The organism is Pectobacterium wasabiae CFBP 3304 (assembly GCF_001742185.1).
Taxonomy (GTDB): domain Bacteria; phylum Pseudomonadota; class Gammaproteobacteria; order Enterobacterales; family Enterobacteriaceae; genus Pectobacterium; species Pectobacterium wasabiae.
In genome coordinates, this window is record NZ_CP015750.1 from 1,275,897 (window position 1) to 1,297,634 (window position 21,738).

A 21,738-nucleotide genomic window follows, 5' to 3' on the forward strand; every position below is an offset into this window, starting at 1 on the left:
GGTTTCCACTGTCACACTGGCGGTAACACATCCTGCGGGTAACGATGCTGCCAGGCTTCAAAGCCACCATCAATGCTGTACACCGAATCAAATCCCAGGCTAATCAGGTACTGTGCGGCATTGCGGCTGCTAATGCCGTGGTAGCAAATCACCATGACCGGCGCATCGAAGTCAGCATCGCGCACAAAGTCAGACAGGCTCTCGTTCGTCAGGTGCGTTGCGCCAGGAACGTGGGCAACGGCAAAACTCTGTGGATCGCGAATATCAACGACAACGCCCCCTTCCTGCCAGCGGGAATGGGCTTGCTCAATACTAATAGCTTCAAATTGTTCCATCGAAAGTGACAACCTTGTTAATAATTGACAGGATGTTAGTAACAACTGGCGTCATTGTAACCCGCCTTTGGCGGCATAAAACCTATATGATTATAAGGTTATTAAGAAAAACAGGGCTTCGCGTAATACTGGACCGACCGCTGAGAGATAGCTATTACACAATAGAAGCCAGCGAGAACGCGACAGAAGCCTGCCAACGAGAGTTTCTGGTTCAGGACCCCGATAGTTATCTCTTGCGCTTCAGCCAATATATCGAACAGCCGTAGCTCCCTGCTGGGCTATACCGTCAAAGTAGCCTCAAAACCTCCCGAATATCCCTTATTTTAATGTGACAATTATCATCATATTGTTAGCTTCATCACGCATAAATGTTTTTATTTGGTTAACCATTGGCTGATTTGTTTGTTTTCGATTATTATAATGCTCGAAAACGAACATTTTGATTTATTCGAAGGTGGAGGAAGAAACGTGGAAACCAAAGATCTCATCGTTATCGGCGGCGGAATTAACGGTGCAGGCATCGCCGCAGATGCGGCTGGGCGGGGTTTATCAGTCCTGTTGTTGGAAGCACAGGATCTTGCCTGTGCCACGTCCTCCGCCAGCTCCAAGCTGATTCACGGTGGCCTGCGTTACCTTGAGCACTATGAGTTTCGTTTGGTCAGCGAAGCGCTGTCTGAGCGTGAAACGCTGCTGAAAATGGCCCCGCACATTATTTTCCCGATGCGCTTTCGTTTGCCCCATCAGCCGCACCTGCGTCCAGCCTGGATGATTCGCATCGGCCTGTTCATGTATGACAACATTGGCAAACGCGTCAGCCTGCCTGCCAGTAAGGGACTGAAATTCGGTGCAGATTCCGTTCTTAAACCTGAACTGAAGCAAGGCTTTGAATATTCGGACTGCTGGGTGGACGATGCACGTCTGGTGGTGTTAAACGCGCAAGAAGTGACAAAACGCGGCGGAGAAGTCCGTACTCGTACCAAAGTGACCCGCGCTCGCCGTGAGCAAGGCGTGTGGATTGTCGATGCGGTTGATTCACTGACCGGCGAAACCTTCACCTGGCGCGCCAAAGGCCTAGTGAACGCGACCGGCCCGTGGGTGAAAGAGTTCTTTGATGACGGCCTAAAACTGAAATCGCCTTACGGCATCCGTTTGATCAAAGGCAGCCACATCGTGGTGCCAAAAGTCCACAACCAGCCGCAGGCGTATATTCTGCAAAACAAAGATCACCGTATTGTGTTCGTGATCCCGTGGCAGGATGACTACTCGATCATCGGCACCACCGACGTGGAATACAAAGGCAATCCACACGATGTGAAGATCGATGACAACGAAGTCGGTTACCTGCTGGATGTGTATAACGATCATTTCAAACAGCAGCTCACGCGTGACGATATCGTCTGGACGTATTCCGGCGTGCGTCCGCTGTGTGATGACGAATCCGATTCTCCACAGGCGATTACGCGTGATTACACCCTGTCAGTGGATGATGATAACGGTCAGGCTCCACTGCTTTCCGTGTTTGGCGGCAAGCTGACGACGTACCGTAAGCTGGCAGAACACGCGCTGGACAAGTTACACAAGTATTATCCGCAGGCAGGAAAGGCCTGGACGAAAGGTGCGGTACTGCCGGGTGGTGATATTGCTGGTACGCGTGATGACTACGCCGCCGCACTGCGTCGTCGCTTCAATCTGCCTGAATCACTGACGCGCCGTTACAGCCGTACCTACGGTTCAAACAGTGAACTGATCCTGGCAAACGTGAAAAACCTCAGCGATCTGGGTGAAGATTTCGGTCATGACCTGTATGAGGTAGAACTGCGCTATCTGGTTGAGAAAGAGTGGGCTGTCACGCTGGACGACGTCATCTGGCGTCGTACCAAACTGGGCATGCGCTTTGATGACGCGCAGAAACAGCGCATCAGCGACTGGTTAGCCAGCCACCACGAACAGCAGATGGCAAAAGCGGGTTAACTAGCGGTTACCGCAAGCGCTTTTTACTGCAAACACAAAAACGTCGTAGGTTTTTACCTACGGCGTTTTTTATATCATTAACACACAATCACCATAGTATTGGTTTGATAATCCAGATACCTTCAGCACACTCGCCGATAGTACCGTCAGACGAGACATAACCCATGTTGGCAGCAGTCCAACGGCATAACCAACTCCCGCGTAGCTTGACGTTGTATGGATATATCGGGATGATACAGTACAAACATGGGTTTTAATGTTATGAATAATACAATTAAGGATGATGATGAGCAGGAATACATGTTTAAAATCGGATAATAATGGAGTGAGAATAAACAAATCATCTATTATTAAAATTTTTTTATTACCCACCTTTTTTTGGTGTTTTTTATCATTTTTATATGTTTTATTTTTCGGCGAACGATATAGTGAGACGAATTTTTTTAATAGCTGGGATTTTTTAGCTTGGATTATTTTTTCCGGTTACATCATCTTTATTGGGGTTGTATCTATTTGTTTACATTTCATAATTAAAAAATATTTCATCGGCGCGATGGCGATTATTATATTTATCATGGTAACTATAGATTTTGATTACGTGATTTCATCTTTACTGTTTATTATTATGCTCACCATTCCCATTTTTGGCTCGTTGACGTTGAGATATCTGCATAAAAAACACGCGCATCATGCGCAGACTAACAATCAGGGCAATGAACATTAATGCCGATCATTAGAAAACCTTGAAATAGTTATATTACATCGAACTCAACCAATTAGATTTCTCATCTGTAATTTGTAGACATGGAGTCGTTAAAAAATGAAAAAAATATTATTACTTATCGGAATATTACTAGGCATGGGAGGAACATGGCTATACCAGTGGATGAAGCCATCTTCTGACGATCCCTATTTCTTTCTAAATCCCAAACCAAATTACATTGGAGATAAAACTTACCCAATAGAAAAAGATATAGACTTATCTAAAAAAGGAGGGGCTTTCGATTTCATCTTTTGGGATACCCCTCAGCAAAAGCCAAAGATTTTATATTTATTTCCATTATCATCACCATCGCCGCACATATTATTAAAAGTAAAGAATTCAGACGCCACAAATGGAAACAGTAGTATTATTTATACATTTAAAGAAAATAAAGACCCAGTAGTTAATTTTGAATTGTATAAAATAAAAAACGATCTTACTGAAGAATTAATTGAGAAAAAGATAATTAGTAATCTCGAACCTTATACAATTAATAATGAATATTTATTTTTTTATATAACGGATCAAATAAAACAGTATGGGCAGTACCGGATTCACATTGACATACTAAATGACAATAAGAAGTTGAACGGAAATCATTTAACTTCTTCTATTTATATAGAGCAAAGATTTTTAAAATAAAAGGATTTTATATGAAGCCAGAAAATAAAACAGAAGAGCTGCTTGAATATATTTCAAAAAAAGATAATCTAACAGTAGAACAAAAAAAGCAAGATATTAAACAGTTTGCATACCCTGATAAAAGTGTGAATTATAATGCTGGCCAAGCTTGCGCCACATGCCCGCCCCCCCATGCCAGAAAAGAGTTTGTAGATGAGCTTATTAATTCTTTAGAACCCAGATATGCAGTTACTATATATACAGCTTACCCAGGAACACCACTAAACGATGACTATGGAAATCCAGAATTTGATAAAACTACTGAGGAAAGAATAATTTCAGTAGCTGGCCATATGTGGTTTAAACTATCAATAATCTCTGATAATAATCCAAAACCAGACTCTTATGGATTTGCCCCCATAAAATCAGGTATAATAGGAAATGGATTTGTTACTAAAAAAGATAATATTCACTATGAAAATCCTTATTACAGTAGAAAAATAGAGGTAAAAAAAGACCAATACGAAAAATTAAAAGAATTTGGAGACACCGCATTTAACAAATCTAATAAATACTTCAACCTCTACTACAATGGAGCAACAAATAGCTGTATCGATTTCACATGGCAAGCATTACGCCATGCAGGGTTAATTCCAACAAGTACATCGAATGATTTTAGTCGTTATAATCAAAAAAAGAAAAAAACAGGTAAATTTGATGGCGATCTTAAAGTAATTAATAACATTCCACATATAAAGTCTATTCCCGCACCATTTCCTAATAGCGAATTAAATTCTGAGGAATATAACGAAATACCAAATAGAGCAATATTTCAAAAGTTTTTGTCTCGAAATGATGGCGATAAAAACAATGAAAATATAGGAATAGCAAGTAGACAACATAACGATGCAATCAATAGTGTTTGATATCGTTGCGGGTTCATCAACGGTTAAAGCTGATGGTTTGCCGTTGGCTCGTTAGAGCGATCCTCTGATTCCTCACGGTCATAGTAGGAGCATCAGCGATGGCTCATCCAGTGTGTTCATTAATGGCAAACCCGCGGCTCGTTTTGGAGATGAAGTAAGCTGTGGTGGCGTGTTGATTGGTGGGGGAAGCGTGAATATCGGCTGATACACTCTAAATACACAGATCTCCCTCAGCCTTAGTAAACAGGCGTTCATTGAACGCCTGTTTATTTTAAGAATTAGCCATCAATGGCAGAGCCCTTCTCTCATCACAGCCGTATCGGTTTAATATTCCAGATATCTGCTGCATATTCACCGATAGTACGGTCAGACGAGAAATAACCCATGCTGGCAATATTCTGAACGGCACAGCGCGCCCATTCATCCTTGTTCTGATACAACTCGTCAACCCGATCTTGCGTATCCACATAGCTGCGATAGTCTGCCAGGAGCTGGTAGTAATCGCCAAAATTAACCAGCGAATCAAACAGATCGCTGTAACGGCGGCTATCATCAGGGCTAAAAGCCCCTGTGGTGATTTGCGTTAGCACACGGCGTAGCTCTTCGTCCTGATCGTAATATTGCCGTGGGTTATAGCCGTTCTGCCGTAGCGCTTCAACCTGATCGGCCGTGTTGCCGAAGATAAACATATTCTCTTCGCCAATATGCTCCAGCATTTCGACATTTGCCCCATCCAGCGTGCCGATCGTCAGCGCGCCGTTCAGGGCAAACTTCATGTTGCTGGTCCCAGACGCTTCCGTTCCCGCCAGCGAGATCTGCTCAGAGAGATCCGCTGCCGGAATGATCAACTGCGCCAGACTCACGCTGTAGTTCGGAATGAATACGACCTTCAACCGATCGTGCAGTGCCGGATCGTTGTTGATCACCTTCGCGACATCGTTGATCAGGTTAATAATGTGCTTCGCCATGTAATAGGCCGATGCTGCCTTGCCCGCAAAAATGGCAACGCGCGGAACACGCGCGACGCCGGGATCGTCCTTAATGCGGTTATAGAGCGTGATGATGTGCAACACATTCAACAGTTGCCGTTTGTATTCATGAATACGCTTAATCTGCACATCAAACAGTGACTCAGGGTTAACCACAATATTTAGGTTTTCCGCCATGTAGGTCGCTAAACGTACTTTATTCTTGAGCTTCACCTTGCGGATTTTCTGCACAAACGCCGGATAATCGATGTGTTGTTTCAATTCGCTCAACTGGCTCAGATCGGTACGCCAGGTCTGCCCGATGGTGTCATCCAACAGTTTGGAGAGCGACGGGTTAGCCAGCGCCAGCCAGCGTCGTGGCGTTACGCCATTGGTTTTATTACAGAAGCGATTGGGGAAGAGTCGGGCGAAGTCGGCAAACAGGGACTGCACCATCAGATCCGAATGCAGCTCCGATACGCCGTTCACTTTATGGCTGGCGATCACCGCCAGCCACGCCATCCGTATTTTACGTCCGTTGTTTTCATCAATGATGGAAACCCGCGCCAGCAGCTCGTTGTCATCGGGAACTTCTTTCTGCACGTACTCCAGAAAATGTTCGTTAATTTCGAAAATCAGTTGCAGGTGGCGCGGCAGGATTTTACCCAGCATATCAACCGGCCAGGTTTCCAGCGCTTCCTGCATCAGCGTGTGGTTGGTGTAGGAGAAGACCTTCCTCACTACCGTCCACGCCTCGATCCACTTGAATTTATGCTCATCAATCAGCAAACGCATCAGCTCAGGGATCGCCAGTACCGGATGCGTATCATTCAGGTGGATGGCGAATTTTTCCGCCAGATTGGCATAGGTCTTATGCATCATCCAATGGCGGCTGAGGATGTCCTGCACCGTCGCGGAAACCAGAAAGTATTCCTGACGCAGGCGCAGCTCGCGGCCTGAATAGGTCGAATCATCGGGATACAGCACGCGCGACACGTTTTCCGAGTGGTTTTTATCTTCCACCGCCGCAAAATAGTCGCCCTGATTGAATTTACCCAGATTGATTTCGTTACTGGCCTGCGCACCCCACAGACGCAAGGTATTGGTGGCATCGGTATCGAAACCGGGAATGATTTGGTCGTAGGCGCACGCGATAACCTCTTCCGTTTCCAGCCAGCGTAACTTGCTGCCTTCCTGCTGGATACGTCCCCCAAACCGCACTTTGTAACGTGTGCTATGGCGCGGAAATTCCCACGCGTTGCCGTATTCCAACCAGTAGTCCGGCGATTCCGCCTGCTTGCCGTTAACGATATTCTGTTTGAACATGCCGTATTCGTAGCGAATACCGTAGCCACGCCCCGGCAGCGCCATCGTCGCCAGCGAATCCAGGAAACAGGCAGCCAGACGCCCCAGGCCACCGTTCCCTAAACCAGGGTCATTTTCTTCCTGTAGCAGATCGTCCAGTTCCAGCCCCATACCATCCAGCGCCGCTTTCAGATCTTCATACAACCCCATCGCCAGCAGCGCGTTCGACAGCGTTCGCCCCAGCAAAAATTCCATCGACAGGTAATACACCTGCCGCACATCCTGCGAAAGCTGCGCGCGATTCGAGCGCAGCCAGCGTTCTACCATCCGGTCGCGCACAGCCAACAGCGTGGCATTTAGCCAGTCATGTTTATTCGCAATCGAGGGATCTTTCCCTACGGTAAACATGAGCTTATAAGCAATAGAGTGTTTCAGCGCTTCCACACTGATCGTTGGTGAAGTATAGATAAACGGAGAGTTCATAATATTCATTCCCAAGTGAGTGTTACCATACCCTGTCGTTTTCAGATTGCATGCGGATGACGCGCCGCAGGAAAACTAGTGGGTATACAAGCGTTGATATAGCGCACCATAAGCCTGAGCAGAAACCTGCCAACCAAAATCCATCGCCATCGCCTGACGCTGCACATAGCGCCATAGCGTAGGTCGGGACCACAACACAAACACACGACGGATCGCGCGGGATAGCGATCCCACGCTGCAATCGTTAAAGACAAACCCGCTTGCCAGACCATCCGCCAGATTCTCCAACGAACAGTCAGATACCGTATCTGCCAGCCCGCCGGTTCGGCGCACCAGCGGCAACGTGCCATACTTCAAGCCGTAGAGCTGTGTTAACCCGCAAGGCTCAAATCGGCTGGGCACCATGATGACATCCGCGCCACCAATGATGCGGTGCGAGAAGGCTTCGTGATAGCCAATCTGTACGCCAACCTGACCGTGATATTCGGCGGCGGCAGCCAGAAAACCTTCCTGTAAATCAGCATCCCCTGCGCCCAACACCACCAGTTGTCCACCTTGCTCTAGCAGATCCGGTATCGCGCTTAACGCGATGTCGAGTCCTTTCTGGCTGGTCAGCCGGCTAACGATGGCGAAAACCGGCGCCTTGTCGTCGACCTTCAACCCCATCGCCGTTTGCAGATGTCGCTTGTTTTCCGCTTTGTTCGCCAGCGCCTCACGGCTGTAGTGGCTGGTGAGCAAAGGATCATGCGCCGGATTCCAAATCGTTTCGTCTACGCCATTGAGAATGCCGGACAGCCGCCCCTCTTCTTCACGCATCTGCAATAAGCCTTCCATACCGTAGCCATAGGCTGGCAGCGTAATCTCATGCGCGTAGGTTGGGCTTACGGTCGTAATGTGGTCAGCGTAGAACAAACCGGCCTTGAGGTAAGAAATCTGGCCGTAAAACTCCAGCCCGTAGACCTGAAAGAAGTCGCTCGGCAAGTGGAGATTCGCCATATGCCGGGCATCAAACAGACCCTGATAGGCAAGATTGTGAACGGTAAAGACCGATTTCGCCGGACGGTTACGTGCGGCCAGATAGGCGCAGGTCAACCCCGCGTGCCAGTCATGAGCATGCACAATATCGGGCCGCCAATAGTGATCCAGCCCGCACGCCATTTCACACCCCATCCACCCCAGCAGCGCAAACCGCAGATAGTTGTCAGCATACGCATAAAGCGCCGGATCGTGATAAGGGCTGCCCGCGCGTTCATACAGCTCAGGCACATCAATCAGATAAATACCGACGCCGTTAAAATGGCCGAACAGTAAGGTGACATGTCCGGCAAACGTATCCAGCTCACGCACAACCTGTATATCGACGATCCCTTTTTTCAAATCGGGGAAGGCCGGCAGGATAACGCGGGCATCCATCCCCGCCGCAATTTGCGCGCCGGGCAACGCACCTGCCACATCCGCAAGACCGCCGGTTTTCAATAGTGGAAACAGCTCTGAACAAACATGTAAGACCCGCATTATGACTCCCATTTTGTGCCGATGGCGTTTACAGCTTTTCCAACATCGATCGCGTAACCAGAACGATCCCTTCTTCCGACCGATAAAAACGGCGGCTATCCTCTTCCGCATTTTCACCAATCACCATGCCTTCCGGCAGGTGGCAGGCACGGTCAATCACGCAACGGCGTAAACGACAGGAGCGTCCCACGTTGACATCCGGTAGGATCACCGTCGAATCGATACTGCAAAATGAATTGACCCGCACGCGCGGGAACAACACCGAATGCGTGACAACCGAACCGGAAACGATGCAGCCCCCCGATACCAGCGAGTTCATTGTCATGCCATGGCTGCCGGAGCGATCCTGAACAAATTTGGCTGGCGGCAGCGATTCAATAGCGGAACGAATTGGCCAGTGCCGATCGTACACATCCAGCTCTGGCGTCACTGACGCCAGATCGAGATTGGCGCGCCAGTAAGCTTCCAGCGTGCCGACATCCCGCCAATACTGGTGTTCATCTTCACCCGACGTGACGCATGACAAGGTAAAAGGGTGAGCCCAGGCCAGACGCTGCGAGACAATCTTCGGGATCAAATCCTGACCAAAGTCGTGGGCAGAGTCCGACGCGTTGCGATCCGCTTCGAGTAATTGATAAAGATAGTCCGCATTAAAAACATAGATCCCCATGCTCGCGAGCGCCATATCCGGGTTATCCGGCATTGGCGTCGGGTTATCTGGTTTTTCGGCAAAATCGAGGATGCGATGCTGTTTGTCCACGCTCATGACGCCAAAGGCATTGGCTTCTTCCAGCGGCACGGGCAGGCAGGCGACCGTACATTCCGCCCCCTTCTCCACGTGGTCAATCAGCATACGTGAGTAGTCCATCTTGTAGATGTGATCGCCCGCGAGGATCACCACATACTCCGCACGGTAGCGCCGAATAATGTCGAGATTCTGACAGACGGCATCCGCCGTTCCCCGATACCAGTGATCGGTAGAATGGCGTTGCTGTGCGGGGAGTAAATCCACAAACTCGTTCATTTCCGCATTCAAAAACGACCAGCCGCGCTGAATGTGTTGCACCAGCGTATGCGACTGATATTGCGTAATCACGCCAATGCGGCGTATGCCAGAGTTCAGGCAGTTAGAGAGCGCGAAATCAATAATGCGAAATTTACCGCCAAAATGGACGGCAGGCTTGGCACGCAATGCCGTCAGCCCTTTCAGTCGCGTTCCACGACCTCCTGCCAAAATTAATGCCACGGATTTCAGAGGGAGCTGTCTTGCCAACATCAGAGGGTCATGCTTGTCGTTGTTCACCATGGCTATCTCCTGATTATTCTTTTAATGGCTTGCGCTTAGGCGGTCTGTTTTATCAAGACGCATACCGCCTGCGCTTGTCCGTGCCACGTTCCGCCCTCAGGCGGGTTCGTCTCATCAAACGGCGGTGAAACCTGCCAGTGGCCTTCTGGCAAAATGAACGTTCCGGCATGCAGGCTGGCGTTGACCAGCACAAGCCAATGACCGGAAAGCAAAATCTGTAGCTGATGCTCCCCCTGCTCCCACTGCGACGGCGTCAAAGGCTGTCCTTCTCTGTTCAGCCACTGCACCGCGCCGTCCCCTTCTTGCCACCACGTTTCCTGCTGCAATGCCGGGATCGTGCGACGCAGTTGGATCAACCCGGCGACAAATTCACGCAAAGTGCGATCCGAGTTTTCCCAGTACAGCCAGGTCAATTCATTGTCCTGACAGTAGGCGTTGTTGTTGCCCTGCTGGCTGTGCCCCAGTTCATCGCCCGCCAGTAACATTGGTGTGCCCTGCGACAGAATCAGCGTCGTCAGCAGCGCCTTCTGGCTAGCGAGTCGACGTTGACGGATGTCGCCATCGGCTTCTAACCCTTCCGTGCCGTGGTTATTGCTGAAGTTACTGTTTGTGCCGTCACGGTTACCTTCACCGTTAGCATCGTTGTGCTTGTGGTTGAAACTCACCAGATCGCGCAGCGTAAAGCCGTCATGAGCCGTTAGCTTATTGATAGAGGCGTAAGGTAGGCGGTCGCGCTGCTGGAAGATGTCGCTGGAAGCAGCAAAACGGCGGGCAAATGCACCGAGAGAAATGTCACCATGCAGCCAAAAGCGCCGCATATCATCACGATAGCGGTCGCTCCACTCGGCGAACGGCGTCGGGAACTGACCCAACTGATAGCCGCCATGCCCGATATCCCACGGTTCGGCGATCAGCTTGCAGCCCTGTAAGCGGCTATCGTTTTTCATGGCAGACAGCAGCGGCGCGGCAGCAGTAAAATCGGGAGTACGCCCCAGCACCGTTGCCAGATCAAAACGAAAACCGTCAACATGGCAGACCTCGCGCCAGAAACGCAGGCAGTCCATCACCCAGTCGATCACCGTCGGATGATTCAGGCGCAGCACATTGCCGCAGCCGGTCCAGTTATGGTATTCGCCGCTTTCGCTCAACCAGTAATAACTACGGTTGTCGATGCCGCGCTGGCACAGCGTGGGCCCTTCAACGTCCAATTCGGCGCTGTGGTTGAACACCACATCCAGAATGACTTCGATCCCCGCGTGATGCAGCGCTTTCACCGCATCGCGAAATTCATTCAGCGCATCATCGCCAGCAGCCAGACTGTTATCCACCGCAAAGGGCAGTAACACGTTATAGCCCCAGTAGTTACGCAGCCCCAATTGCTGAAGCCGAGGCTCATCGGCATGTTGCTGCACGGGAAGTAATTCCAGCGTTGTGATACCCAATGACGTCAGATAATCAATCATCACTGGATGACCCAACGCCGCATAGCTACCGCGAATATCTTCGGGAATATCGGGGTGCAACTGCGTCAGCCCGCGAACGTGCGCCTCATAAATTACCGTCTGGCTCCAAGGTGTTTGCGGATACTGGTCACCCTGCCAGTCATAATCCTCTGCCGTCACTACGCACTTCGCCATGATCTCCGCACTGTCGCGTTCATCCCGCTGGTCAATTCCGCCTTGCAGGCAAGCGTCGTCCACCACCCAACCGTCAAGCTGGCGGGCGCACGGGTCTAACAACAGCTTATGCGGATTGAAGCGTAACCCCTGTGACGGATCGAATGGCCCATCGATCCGAAAACCGTAGCGTAAGCCCGGCTGTGCAGCGGGAAGATAGCCATGCCAGATATCACCGCTGCGTGCGGTCAGTGCGAGCCGCTGTTCCTGCTGACGTTCGTCGAACACACAGAGCTCAACCCGCTCGGCATCCGCCGAAAACAGCGCGAAATTCACGCCCTGTCCATCAAAACTGGCACCCAGCGGCGTCGGCTTGCCCGTCTGCAATTTCGCCATTTACACCTCCTTCACCAGATACAGCGTGGCAAGCGGCGGAATGGTCAGGACGAGGGAGTGCTGGCGCTGATGACTGCCCCACTCCTCGCTGTAAATCGTCCCAACGTTGCCCTGATCGCTACCGTTATAGTGAACAGAATCGGTGTTGATGACCTCACGCCAGCCGCCGGGCTGGTTGATGCCAATCCGATAGCCGTAACGAGGTACAGGCGTAAAATTGCTAACCACCAGCACTTCATTGCCTTGTTCATCGCGCCGGACAAAGGCAAAGACCGAGTTTTCCCTGTCGTCCACCACCAGCCATTCAAAGCCCTGCGGCTGAAAATCCAGTTGATACAGCGACGGCTGCTGACGATAGTAATGGTTGAGATCGCGCACCAGCGACTGCACGCCGCGATGCCACCCTTCCGGTTCATCCAGCAGATGCCAGTCCAGACTGGCGTCGTGGTTCCACTCACGCCCTTGCGCAAATTCACCGCCCATAAACAGCAGCTTTTTGCCGGGATAGGCCCACATAAAGCCGTAATAGGCGCGTAAATTGGCAAATTTTTGCCAGACATCACCGGGCATACGATCCAGTAGTGAGCGCTTGCCGTGCACCACTTCATCGTGAGACAGCGGCAGCACAAAGTTCTCGCTATAGGCGTACAGCATGCCGAATGTCAGCAAATCGTGATGGTATTGACGGTGAACCGGATCGAGCTGCATATAGGCCAGCGTGTCGTGCATCCAGCCCATATTCCACTTGTAGTGAAACCCTAAGCCGTTACAGTCAGGCGGCAGCGTGACGCCTGGATAATCGGTGGACTCTTCAGCGAGTGTGATGGCTGCAGGCGCGGCATGACCCAGCATGTGGTTGGTGTAACGCAGGAACGCAATCGCTTCGAGGTTCTCTTTACCACCGTAATGGTTAGGCACCCATTCGCCTTCGCTGCGGCTGTAGTCGCGGTAAATCATCGAAGCCACCGCATCCACCCGCAGCCCGTCGATACCATAGCGTTCCATCCAGAACAGCGCATTACCCGCCAGATAATTACGTACCTCATGGCGGCCATAGTTGTAAATTAGCGTGTTCCAATCCTGATGATAGCCTTCGCGCGGATCGGCGTATTCATACAGCGCGGTGCCATCAAACTGTGCCAGACCGTATTCGTCACCGGGAAAGTGCCCCGGCACCCAGTCCAGTAAGACGTTGATGCCCGCACTATGGAGCGCATCAACAAACGCTCTGAACTCCTGCGCGGTGCCGAAACGGCGCGTTGGTGCATACAGTCCTAACGGCTGATAGCCCCAACTGCCATCGAACGGATGTTCGTTAATCGGCATCAATTCGACGTGCGTGAAGCCCATGTACTGCACATAATCAATCAGTTGGTTCGCCAACTCCTGATAGCTCAACCAGAAATTGTTATCCGTATGCCGCCGCCAGGAACCGAGGTGGACTTCATAAATGGAGATAGGAGAGCGCAGGCTATTCGCCTCGCGACGAGCCTCATTGGTCGGGACTTTCTCAGGTAGCGGCGTAATCAGCGATGCGGTATCCGGGCGCATCTGCGCTTCAAACGCGTAAGGATCGGCCTTCAGTCGGACGCTACCGTGGCTGTCGATCATTTCATATTTGTAGAGCTGCCCCGCTTTCACATCGGGCAGAAACAGTTCCCAAATGCCGTTTTCCCTGCGTAGCCGCATCGGGTGGCGGCGACCATCCCAAAAGTTGAATTCTCCCACCACCGAAACGCGCTGCGCATTGGGTGCCCAGACGGCAAAGCGCGTGCCTTCTACCCCATCCAACGTTTCCAGATGTGCGCCTAACCGCTCGTAAGGTCGCAGGTGGGTGCCTTCGGCCAACAGCCAAATGTCCATATCCTGCAACAGCGGGCCAAAACGGTAGGGATCTTCCATTACCCAAGTTTCTTCTCGCCAGGTCACAGCCAATTGATAGTGAAAAGCATGTTTCCGGCGCGGCACCAGACCACAAAAAAAACCGCGCTCATCTATACGTTCCAGCTCGACAATTTTTCGCCCGTTGCTGGCATCCACAACCCACGCTGCCTGCGCATCCGGCAACAATGCGCGAACTTCAAGACCTTCGGAGGAATGATGCATGCCTAACAGCGAAAATGGATCGGCATAATGCCCGGAAATAAGTGAATTAATCGCATCAGAAAACGCTGACATGGTATTCATCCTTTGATTAACCATTTGAATTAAATAAATAAGCGATATAAAACGTTACGTGGCGCTTATATTTTTCCCAAACTTTATTTTCGATAAAACTCAATAAAAATAATGAGTTATTAGCTTGCTAACGAATAACGGCGACATGTAAAAATAATGAATACTATGAAAGGGTTCTCGCGCTACGTCCCCTCATTTAGCGTAGTCAAAGAACGGAGAAATATCTGAGAACTGATGAGATTTTTCCGTTTATATTTATACGAATAAGTTATGACACAGGACTATTAGCATCTTTTGTTTAAAGATCGATTCGCCCGCTAGCAAAAAGCAGTACAATTCGGTGGATTGTGTACGTTGAAGATGTTGTATGACGAGACCCTGCCCATGGTTAGCCAGATTGATCTAATTCTTTCCCTGTTACAGCAGATGTGTGTTTATCTGGTAATCGCTTATTTACTCAGTAAAACACCGCTGTTTATCCCGCTGATGCAGGTCACCATTCGCCTGCCGCACAAGCTGGTCTGCTATCTGGTTTTTTCCGTGTTTTGCATTATGGGAACCTATTTCGGGCTGCATATAGACGATTCCATTGCCAATACTCGCGCGACGGGCGCGGTGCTCGGCGGGATGCTGGGCGGCCCTTCGGTGGGTTTTCTTGTCGGGTTAACTGGCGGATTACACCGCTATTCGATGGGTGGCATGACCGCGCTAGCCTGTATGCTGTCAACCATTGCCGAAGGTCTGCTCGGCGGACTGCTGCATCGCTATCTGGCACGCCGTAATCGTATCGATTTACTCTTTAAGCCACTCGTCGTCGGCCTGACCGCACTGGTTGCGGAGATACTGCAAATGGCGATTATCCTGCTGGTCGCCCGTCCATTTGATAACGCCGCCGAACTGGTGAGGGACATTGCGCTACCGATGATGATCACCAATACCATCGGTTCCGCCATGTTCATGCGTATCCTGCTCGACAGGCGCGCCATTTTTGAAAAATACACCTCCGCGTTTTCTGCCAAGGCGCTGCAAATCGCCGCCCGCGCCGAAGGCGCGTTGCGTCAGGGGTTCAACCCACAAAACAGTATGCGCGTTGCCCGTATTTTATATGAAGAGCTGGGTGTCGGTGCCGTGGCGATTACCGATCGCGACAAACTGCTGGCGTTCATCGGGCTGGGCGATGACCACCACAACGTCGGCGCACCCATTACGTCATCGCATACGCGCCGGGCAATAGACAACAATCAGGTGGTGTATGCCGACGGCAACGAGGTGTCTTATACCTGCTCGATTTCATCGCACTGCAAACTGGGCTCCACGTTGGTGATCCCACTTCGTGGCGAAGATCAGCGCGTTGTCGGCACGATCAAGCTTTATGAACCTAAAAATAAGCTATTTTCCAGCATTAACCGCACATTGGGAGAAGGGATCGCCCACCTGCTTTCCGCACAGATTCTGACAGGCCGCTTTGAACAGCAGAAACAACTGCTGGCACAGTCAGAAATCAAGCTACTGCATGCGCAGGTCAACCCGCATTTTCTGTTCAACGCACTGAATACGCTGTCCGCCGTGATACGACGCAACCCTGACCATGCTCGTCAGTTGGTACTTTCTCTGTCGACGTTTTTCCGTAAAAACCTTAAGCGCAGTAACGATGAAGTGTCGCTCAATGACGAGCTAGAGCACGTTAATGCCTACCTGGAAATCGAAAAAGCACGCTTTGCCGATCACCTGACAGTAGACATTTCGCTGCCGGAAGCGCTGCGTGAAGCGCGATTGCCCGCATTTTCCCTGCAACCGATTGTCGAAAATGCGATTAAGCACGGTATCTCACAGATGATTGAAAGCGGGCACATCCACATCAGCGGACGCCTGCATGCCAATACGCTGGAACTGTCAGTAGAAGATAACGCGGGCACCTATCAGCCCCGCAGCGGTGGCGATGGGCTAGGCATGAATTTGGTCGACCGTCGTATTAAAGCGCGCTACGGCAACCGCTATGGCATCACGGTGGTCAGCGAGGCGGATAAATTCACTCGGGTCGAAGTACGCGTCCCGCTGATCTCACCCCGTCAGGCATTGAGGCAGCTCGATAGCGTGACGTGACGGATTAAGATGATTGGCTCATCGTGCTCTGGAATGAAAGCATACGTTGGTGGATGGTTTTTCATAAGCCATCAATCTCTGCAGTATTTGACTGATGTTTCTACCGCAGCCTCACTTGCCTATGTAGAATGATTGAGCGTCAGGCACTAAATTGCATAAATATCATAATAATAGTTGTAAAAACCATCAGTAAATCTCAAAAGACCCTGATCGGAACAGACTGAATTGATGAGTTCTCTACTGGCAAAAAGGATTCTGTCCGACAGAGCAAAGTGAATTTAATATTACATAAGGAATATGTTATGGCAGATACAGCGCTTTATGCCGCCTTGGAACAAGCAGTGCCCGGATTTTCGGCACAAAACACGGCTATACCAGATCTTGATGAGTCGCATGGCGACTATAAACAAATGCAGTGGCTGGATGATTTTTTAGGGGAAAACTTTATTTGTTATATTGAATGGAAAGAATTTGATCCTCGGGATCTGGGTACTCTCGTACCTATCAAGCAGTCTGGGGTCTCCTTATCTGTGGACAGTTTGTTTGACGATGAGGGTTGCCCGGTCGGGGACATCGATCCCGAAGAGATCTTTTATGACGCACCGGGCTTTTTCCTACCAGTGTTACAGCAGCAGCTACAACAGGTCGAATTGCAATTGCTTGAAGTCGGATTAATTCAGGACGGAGGTGTTTATTTACATGAAAACTCACGCCTTATCTGCACCACGACGAATAAAGAGAAAGTGGAGCAACTGAATCAGTGTCTGCAACAAAGGGGTCTGGTGCTTTGCTGAAAGTGTTAGCGGCAAACCCGTAGTCCAGACATCAATGAAAGCAACCAAGAATAGCCAGCGTTGTCTACGCCATCTCTTCTTCGCTGTTGGTATTCATCCGTTTATGTTCTCGATGTAACCTGAGTATGAAACTGGCGCAACACCAACCGATGTCGCGCCAGAAAAGCAGGAGAATTACAGCAGGATGCGCAGCATACGGCGCAGCGGTTCAGCGGCTCCCCACAGCAACTGATCGCCGACCGTAAAGGCGGACAGATATTCCGGCCCCATGTTCAGCTTACGCAGACGACCCACTGGCGTGGAGAGCGTGCCCGTTACCGCAGCAGGGGTCAACTCACGCATAGTGATGTCACGATCGTTCGGCACCACTTTCACCCAGTCATTATGGGTAGCCAGCAGTTGTTCAATTTCCGGCAGCGCCACGTCTTTCTTCAATTTGATGGTGAACGCCTGGCTGTGGCAGCGCAGTGCGCCGACGCGCACGCAGAGGCCGTCAACTGGAATCACGCTGCTGGTGCTCAGAATCTTGTTAGTTTCCGCCTGACCTTTCCACTCTTCACGACTCTGGCCGTTATCCAGTTGTTTGTCGATCCACGGAATCAAGCTGCCTGCCAACGGCACACCGAAGTTATCAGTCGGCAGCGAGCCGCTACGGGTCAGCGCTGTGACTTTACGTTCGATATCCAGAATCGCAGAAGCCGGATCCTGTAACTCTTTCGCGACTTCACCGTGCAACGCACCCATCTGGGCCAGCAGCTCACGCATGTGACGCGCACCGCCGCCAGAGGCTGCCTGATACGTCGCAGCAGAAACCCACTCCACCAGATTGTTAGCAAACAGACCGCCCAATGACATCAGCATCAGGCTGACGGTACAGTTACCGCCAGCAAAGGTTTTGATGCCTTTATCCAGACCCTGTTGAATCACCCCGTGGTTAACCGGATCCAGAATAATAATCGCGTCATCTTTCATACGCAGTGAAGATGCAGCATCGATCCAATACCCCTGCCAGCCACTTTCACGCAGCTTTGGGTACACTTCATTGGTATAATCGCCGCCCTGACAGGTAATGATGATGTCCAGCGCACGCAATGCTTCGATACTATAAGCATCCTGCAACACGCCTTGATGACCGCCCAGTGCGGGTGCGGGTTCACCGTGCTGAGACGTTGAAAAGAATACCGGGTGAATCACATCAAAGTCGCGTTCTTCCACCATGCGCTGCATGAGAACCGAGCCGACCATACCGCGCCAGCCAATAAAACCAACATTTTTCATGGTAACTGTCCTGCTTTGGGGGTAATAAAAAGAATTCCGGCTAACGTCGATTACGCGTAGTTATTGCTGATTCAGTGATCTGCCGCAGAGGTTGCGCGTGCCGTGCCGTAAACCTGTAAATTATCGTGTCATTCAACCTTACAAAATGTACATAAAGTCGCAAGTGAATTTATTCGATAGTACGGCATTTTTCAGCAGTCATTCTAATATCATCAACCTGACTCACGATAAGAACCGCGGCCAATACATAATATCGCCGCCACGGTCAGGTAATAGGAGCAACAACTAACATGACAGAAATGATCTCCGCAACGGTGCTGCTGTTGCTCATTATGGACCCACTCGGTAACCTGCCGATTTTCATGTCCGTACTCAAGCATCTCGACCCTAAACGCCGACGTGTGGTGCTGATCCGCGAAATGCTGATTGCACTTGGGCTGATGCTGATTTTCCTGTTCGCCGGTGAACACATTCTGGCGTTCCTGAATCTGCGTACCGAAACGGTATCCATTTCCGGCGGTATCGTGCTGTTCCTTATCGCGATTCGGATGATTTTTCCCTCGCAGGAAGGCAACAGTAGCGGTCTGCCAGCCGGAGAAGAACCGTTTCTGGTGCCGATGGCGATTCCACTGGTCGCAGGGCCGTCGATCCTCGCAGCGCTGATGCTGCTTTCCCACCAGTATCCGGATCAGTTACCCCACCTGACGCTGGCATTGTTTATCGCCTGGACGATCTCCTTCGTCATCCTGCTGATGTCAGATTTGTTCTTGCGTTTGCTGGGTGAGAAAGGCGTGAGTGCGCTGGAGAAATTGATGGGGCTGATCCTAGTCATGCTGTCAACGCAGATGTTCCTCGACGGTATACGTGCTTACATGAAGCTATAAAAATGGGGCTCAAATAACTGAAGCCTACGATCTTTTCCTGCAACGCAGTTGGCACCTAAGCGGGATTACGCAAATAGCGGCTTACCGTCATTTTGGTAATCCCAATGCGGCCAGCAACATCCTGAATAACGGGTATTATCTTCTTCATCATCGATTAAAAGCGCTTGAAAAACAGTGTCCTAAATCTAGTAAAAAAAGGGTAAGGAAAGGCGAAGGGGAATAATTTAAGCGTTCCCAAAAGTACGAGATGGCTTTTAATTATCCATGTTGATAATGATGCTTGAGCTTATTTTAACGCTGCCTGTCCATTGCCCCAATGCCTAAATATTCAGCACCTTATTAATTAACATTAATATTTACTCTTTTTTATACTCTATTTAATAGATTGTCAGAATATTGCTGTCTGATATCTGAATATCAAAAAATGACAGGTGATGTTATAGCACTTAACTATTATTTCTCTGTCATTAAACCTTGGCCTGAAGAAGGAAATATTTTATGAATATTAAACAGAAAATAAACGCAATGACGCTGGAAGAGAAAATCGGACAAAAGCTCATGCTGGACTTTCGCTACTGGGATCCAACGGGAAAAAGCAATCAGGACATGACAGTTCCCGATGAAACGGTAGGCAAATTAATCACGGATCACCATATTGGTGGCGTGATCCTGTTTGCCAACAATCTGAAAGATAAGCAGCAAATTAAAAAGCTGACAGCTTGGTATGCCGCGATGGAAGTCGGTGGTGGCGTCCGATTATTCATTAGCACAGATAACGAAGGGGGCAACGTTTTCCGCCTACCGCGCGGCGATTACACATCATTTCCCGGCAACATGGCGTTATCTGCAGCGATTGAAGGGGGTTCCGATATACAGATTGCCAGCGAACAGGGTCGTCTGATGGCACAAGACATGCTTGTTATGCATATCAATACCAACTTTGCACCGGTCGTTGATGTCAACACTAACCCTTTCAACCCAGTCATTAACGTGCGTGCTTTCAGCGACGACGCGGACACCGTTTATCGTGTGGCGGAAAAAATGACGGCAGGCATGAAAGATCAAGGATTGATCACCGCTTACAAGCATTTTCCGGGGCACGGCAGTACCTCCACGGATTCTCATACTGGCCTACCTCGTGTCGACCGCTCACGAAAAAGCGCCTTTGCCATCGATATCATGCCTTATAAGCGGGCTATTGATAACCAGACAGTACCGGATATGGTCATGACGGCCCATATTCAGTATCCGGCACTGGATAACTCTCAGGTCACTACACGTAACGGTGAGAAAATTACGGTGCCTGCGACCATGTCACATGCGATCCAGACTGATATCCTGCGCGGTGAGTTGGGCTATGCTGGAGTGACGATTTCAGATGCACTGGATATGGGCGCGATTGCCGATCATTTCAGTCAGGAAGAAGCCGTCCGACAGGTGTTTACCGCTGGCGTGGATATAGCCCTGATGCCCATCAGCATTTCATCTCCTGATCAGATCAAACGCTTGCCAGACTTGATCCAGCACATTGTGGACACGGTGAAGAAAGGGAACATCAGAGAAACCGAGATTGATGCGTCGGTAGAGCGCATCTTAACCCTCAAAGCACGGTATCACCTTTTATGTGAGAAAAAACAAACTGTCGCTGACGACTCTTCTACACGGGGATGCGCGGTAGAAAAACACATTGCCGATCGTTCCATAACTGTGGTGATCAACCAGCAATCACTGCTGCCATTAAGAGACAAAACTCTGCGCTATTTTATCCTGACCCCTTGGGGAGAGCAGGCCAAAGGCATTGCAACCGTGATGACACAGGAGGGATACCTAAATGTGGTTGCTGCGAAGGAAACGGAACTGACCGATGCCCAAGTCAGAGATCACATTTCCAACTGTGACGTATTTCTTCTCGGGACGCTGTCAACCCGCTTTACGCCAGTTGAGCAGGATGGCACTGCCACCGCAAAAGCAGAAGACGGTGTCGCTAATAACCCATACCCGAACTGGTTACGACATGCTGCCGATCTGGGGAAAAAACGCATTCACCTTTCACTACGTGCACCGTATGACATTATCAACTACGCTGGCGACGTTAACGCTGCTGTGGCGACGTATTCCTATTACGGGTATGACAATGGCAGCTGGCGTGGCCACTCGATGATATCTTTGGCGGAGGTGCTGACAGGTAAGCGCGCGCCACAGGGGAAACTCCCAGTCAATATCTGGAAAAACTACGATGTGGAGACGGATACCGGTACGGTGGCGTTTTCTAGAGGGTTTGGGCTGAGCTGGTAAT

14 protein-coding genes and 3 pseudogenes are annotated in these 21,738 nt (G+C 50.0%); 9 read left to right on the forward strand and 8 right to left on the reverse strand.

What is annotated here, in order from left to right:
• Positions 1-11: 11 nt before the first annotated feature.
• Positions 12-335: a thiosulfate sulfurtransferase GlpE gene (gene glpE, locus A7983_RS05775; protein WP_005969310.1), complete on the reverse strand. Its 324-nt coding sequence runs from the start codon at positions 333-335 to the stop codon at positions 12-14.
• Positions 336-457: 122 nt separating this feature from the next.
• On the opposite strand from glpE, the pseudogene A7983_RS24805 reads away from it, so the two are divergent.
• From A7983_RS24805 to A7983_RS23105, 5 genes and pseudogenes are all read left to right on the forward strand, one after another.
• Positions 458-601, forward strand: a pseudogene (locus A7983_RS24805) (VOC family protein); the annotation flags it as partial.
• Between the two features lie 202 nt (positions 602-803).
• On the forward strand, positions 804-2,306 hold the full coding sequence (gene glpD, locus A7983_RS05780) for a glycerol-3-phosphate dehydrogenase (protein ID WP_005969309.1): 1,503 nt from the start codon (positions 804-806) through the stop codon (positions 2,304-2,306).
• An 820-nt stretch (positions 2,307-3,126) separates the two neighbouring features.
• Positions 3,127-3,711, forward strand: coding sequence for a hypothetical protein (locus tag A7983_RS05790; RefSeq protein ID WP_005969304.1), 585 nt, complete (start codon positions 3,127-3,129; stop codon positions 3,709-3,711).
• Between the two features lie 11 nt (positions 3,712-3,722).
• Positions 3,723-4,616: a hypothetical protein gene (locus A7983_RS05795; protein ID WP_005969290.1), complete on the forward strand. Its 894-nt coding sequence runs from the start codon at positions 3,723-3,725 to the stop codon at positions 4,614-4,616.
• A 1-nt stretch (position 4,617) separates the two neighbouring features.
• A pseudogene (locus A7983_RS23105) lies at positions 4,618-4,821 on the forward strand (PAAR domain-containing protein); the annotation flags it as partial.
• Between the two features lie 103 nt (positions 4,822-4,924).
• On the opposite strand, the gene glgP reads toward A7983_RS23105, so the two are convergent.
• From glgP to glgB, 5 genes are all read right to left on the reverse strand, one after another.
• A complete protein-coding gene (gene glgP, locus A7983_RS05800) occupies positions 4,925-7,372 on the reverse strand; it encodes a glycogen phosphorylase (RefSeq protein WP_005969288.1) in 2,448 nt (815 codons plus the stop codon).
• A gap of 75 nt (positions 7,373-7,447) precedes the next feature.
• A complete protein-coding gene (gene glgA / locus A7983_RS05805) occupies positions 7,448-8,887 on the reverse strand; it encodes a glycogen synthase GlgA (protein WP_005969286.1) in 1,440 nt (479 codons plus the stop codon).
• 28 nt (positions 8,888-8,915) lie between these two features.
• On the reverse strand, positions 8,916-10,193 hold the full coding sequence (gene glgC, locus A7983_RS05810; protein ID WP_005969284.1) for a glucose-1-phosphate adenylyltransferase: 1,278 nt from the start codon (positions 10,191-10,193) through the stop codon (positions 8,916-8,918).
• A 35-nt stretch (positions 10,194-10,228) separates the two neighbouring features.
• A complete protein-coding gene (gene glgX, locus A7983_RS05815) occupies positions 10,229-12,205 on the reverse strand; it encodes a glycogen debranching protein GlgX (protein ID WP_005969282.1) in 1,977 nt (658 codons plus the stop codon).
• On the reverse strand, positions 12,206-14,383 hold the full coding sequence (gene glgB / locus A7983_RS05820; RefSeq protein WP_005969280.1) for a 1,4-alpha-glucan branching enzyme: 2,178 nt from the start codon (positions 14,381-14,383) through the stop codon (positions 12,206-12,208).
• A gap of 384 nt (positions 14,384-14,767) precedes the next feature.
• On the opposite strand from glgB, the gene A7983_RS05825 reads away from it, so the two are divergent.
• Together A7983_RS05825 and A7983_RS05830 are read left to right on the forward strand one after the other, a co-directional pair.
• Positions 14,768-16,486 carry a sensor histidine kinase gene (locus A7983_RS05825; protein ID WP_005969278.1) on the forward strand — a complete coding sequence of 573 codons (1,719 nt, stop codon included), beginning with the start codon at positions 14,768-14,770 and terminating at the stop codon, positions 16,484-16,486.
• Positions 16,487-16,788: 302 nt separating this feature from the next.
• Positions 16,789-17,280 (forward strand): hypothetical protein, encoded by a 492-nt coding sequence (locus A7983_RS05830; RefSeq protein ID WP_005969276.1) that lies wholly within the window; start codon positions 16,789-16,791, stop codon positions 17,278-17,280.
• Positions 17,281-17,454: 174 nt separating this feature from the next.
• On the opposite strand, the gene asd is transcribed toward A7983_RS05830, so the two are convergent.
• Positions 17,455-18,558 (reverse strand): aspartate-semialdehyde dehydrogenase, encoded by a 1,104-nt coding sequence (asd, locus tag A7983_RS05835; protein ID WP_005969274.1) that lies wholly within the window; start codon positions 18,556-18,558, stop codon positions 17,455-17,457.
• 290 nt (positions 18,559-18,848) lie between these two features.
• Between asd and A7983_RS05840 the strand changes: the two genes are divergently transcribed.
• Positions 18,849-19,442, forward strand: coding sequence for a YhgN family NAAT transporter (locus tag A7983_RS05840; RefSeq protein ID WP_005969271.1), 594 nt, complete (start codon positions 18,849-18,851; stop codon positions 19,440-19,442).
• Positions 19,443-19,503: 61 nt separating this feature from the next.
• Here A7983_RS05840 and A7983_RS23115 read toward each other — a convergent pair.
• Positions 19,504-19,590 (reverse strand): annotated as a pseudogene (locus A7983_RS23115) (LacI family DNA-binding transcriptional regulator); the annotation flags it as partial.
• A gap of 350 nt (positions 19,591-19,940) precedes the next feature.
• Between A7983_RS23115 and A7983_RS05845 the strand changes: the two are divergent.
• Positions 19,941-21,737 carry a glycoside hydrolase family 3 N-terminal domain-containing protein gene (locus A7983_RS05845; RefSeq protein ID WP_005969268.1) on the forward strand — a complete coding sequence of 599 codons (1,797 nt, stop codon included), beginning with the start codon at positions 19,941-19,943 and terminating at the stop codon, positions 21,735-21,737.
• The last annotated feature ends 1 nt before the right edge of the window (position 21,738 follow it).

Excerpts from the sequence above, each read along its gene's own strand:
- glpE (WP_005969310.1), bottom strand. The coding sequence starts at position 335 with ATGGAACAATTTGAAGCTATTAGTATTGAGCAAGCCCATTCCCGCTGG.
- A7983_RS05790 (WP_005969304.1), top strand. The coding sequence starts at position 3,127 with ATGAAAAAAATATTATTACTTATCGGAATATTACTAGGCATGGGAGGA.
- A7983_RS05795 (WP_005969290.1), top strand. The coding sequence starts at position 3,723 with ATGAAGCCAGAAAATAAAACAGAAGAGCTGCTTGAATATATTTCAAAA.
- glgP (WP_005969288.1), bottom strand. The coding sequence starts at position 7,372 with ATGAACTCTCCGTTTATCTATACTTCACCAACGATCAGTGTGGAAGCG.
- glgA (WP_005969286.1), bottom strand. The coding sequence starts at position 8,887 with ATGCGGGTCTTACATGTTTGTTCAGAGCTGTTTCCACTATTGAAAACC.
- glgC (WP_005969284.1), bottom strand. The coding sequence starts at position 10,193 with ATGGTGAACAACGACAAGCATGACCCTCTGATGTTGGCAAGACAGCTC.
- glgX (WP_005969282.1), bottom strand. The coding sequence starts at position 12,205 with ATGGCGAAATTGCAGACGGGCAAGCCGACGCCGCTGGGTGCCAGTTTT.
- glgB (WP_005969280.1), bottom strand. The coding sequence starts at position 14,383 with ATGTCAGCGTTTTCTGATGCGATTAATTCACTTATTTCCGGGCATTAT.
- A7983_RS05825 (WP_005969278.1), top strand. The coding sequence starts at position 14,768 with ATGGTTAGCCAGATTGATCTAATTCTTTCCCTGTTACAGCAGATGTGT.
- A7983_RS05830 (WP_005969276.1), top strand. The coding sequence starts at position 16,789 with ATGGCAGATACAGCGCTTTATGCCGCCTTGGAACAAGCAGTGCCCGGA.
- asd (WP_005969274.1), bottom strand. The coding sequence starts at position 18,558 with ATGAAAAATGTTGGTTTTATTGGCTGGCGCGGTATGGTCGGCTCGGTT.
- A7983_RS05840 (WP_005969271.1), top strand. The coding sequence starts at position 18,849 with ATGACAGAAATGATCTCCGCAACGGTGCTGCTGTTGCTCATTATGGAC.
- A7983_RS05845 (WP_005969268.1), top strand. The coding sequence starts at position 19,941 with ATGAATATTAAACAGAAAATAAACGCAATGACGCTGGAAGAGAAAATC.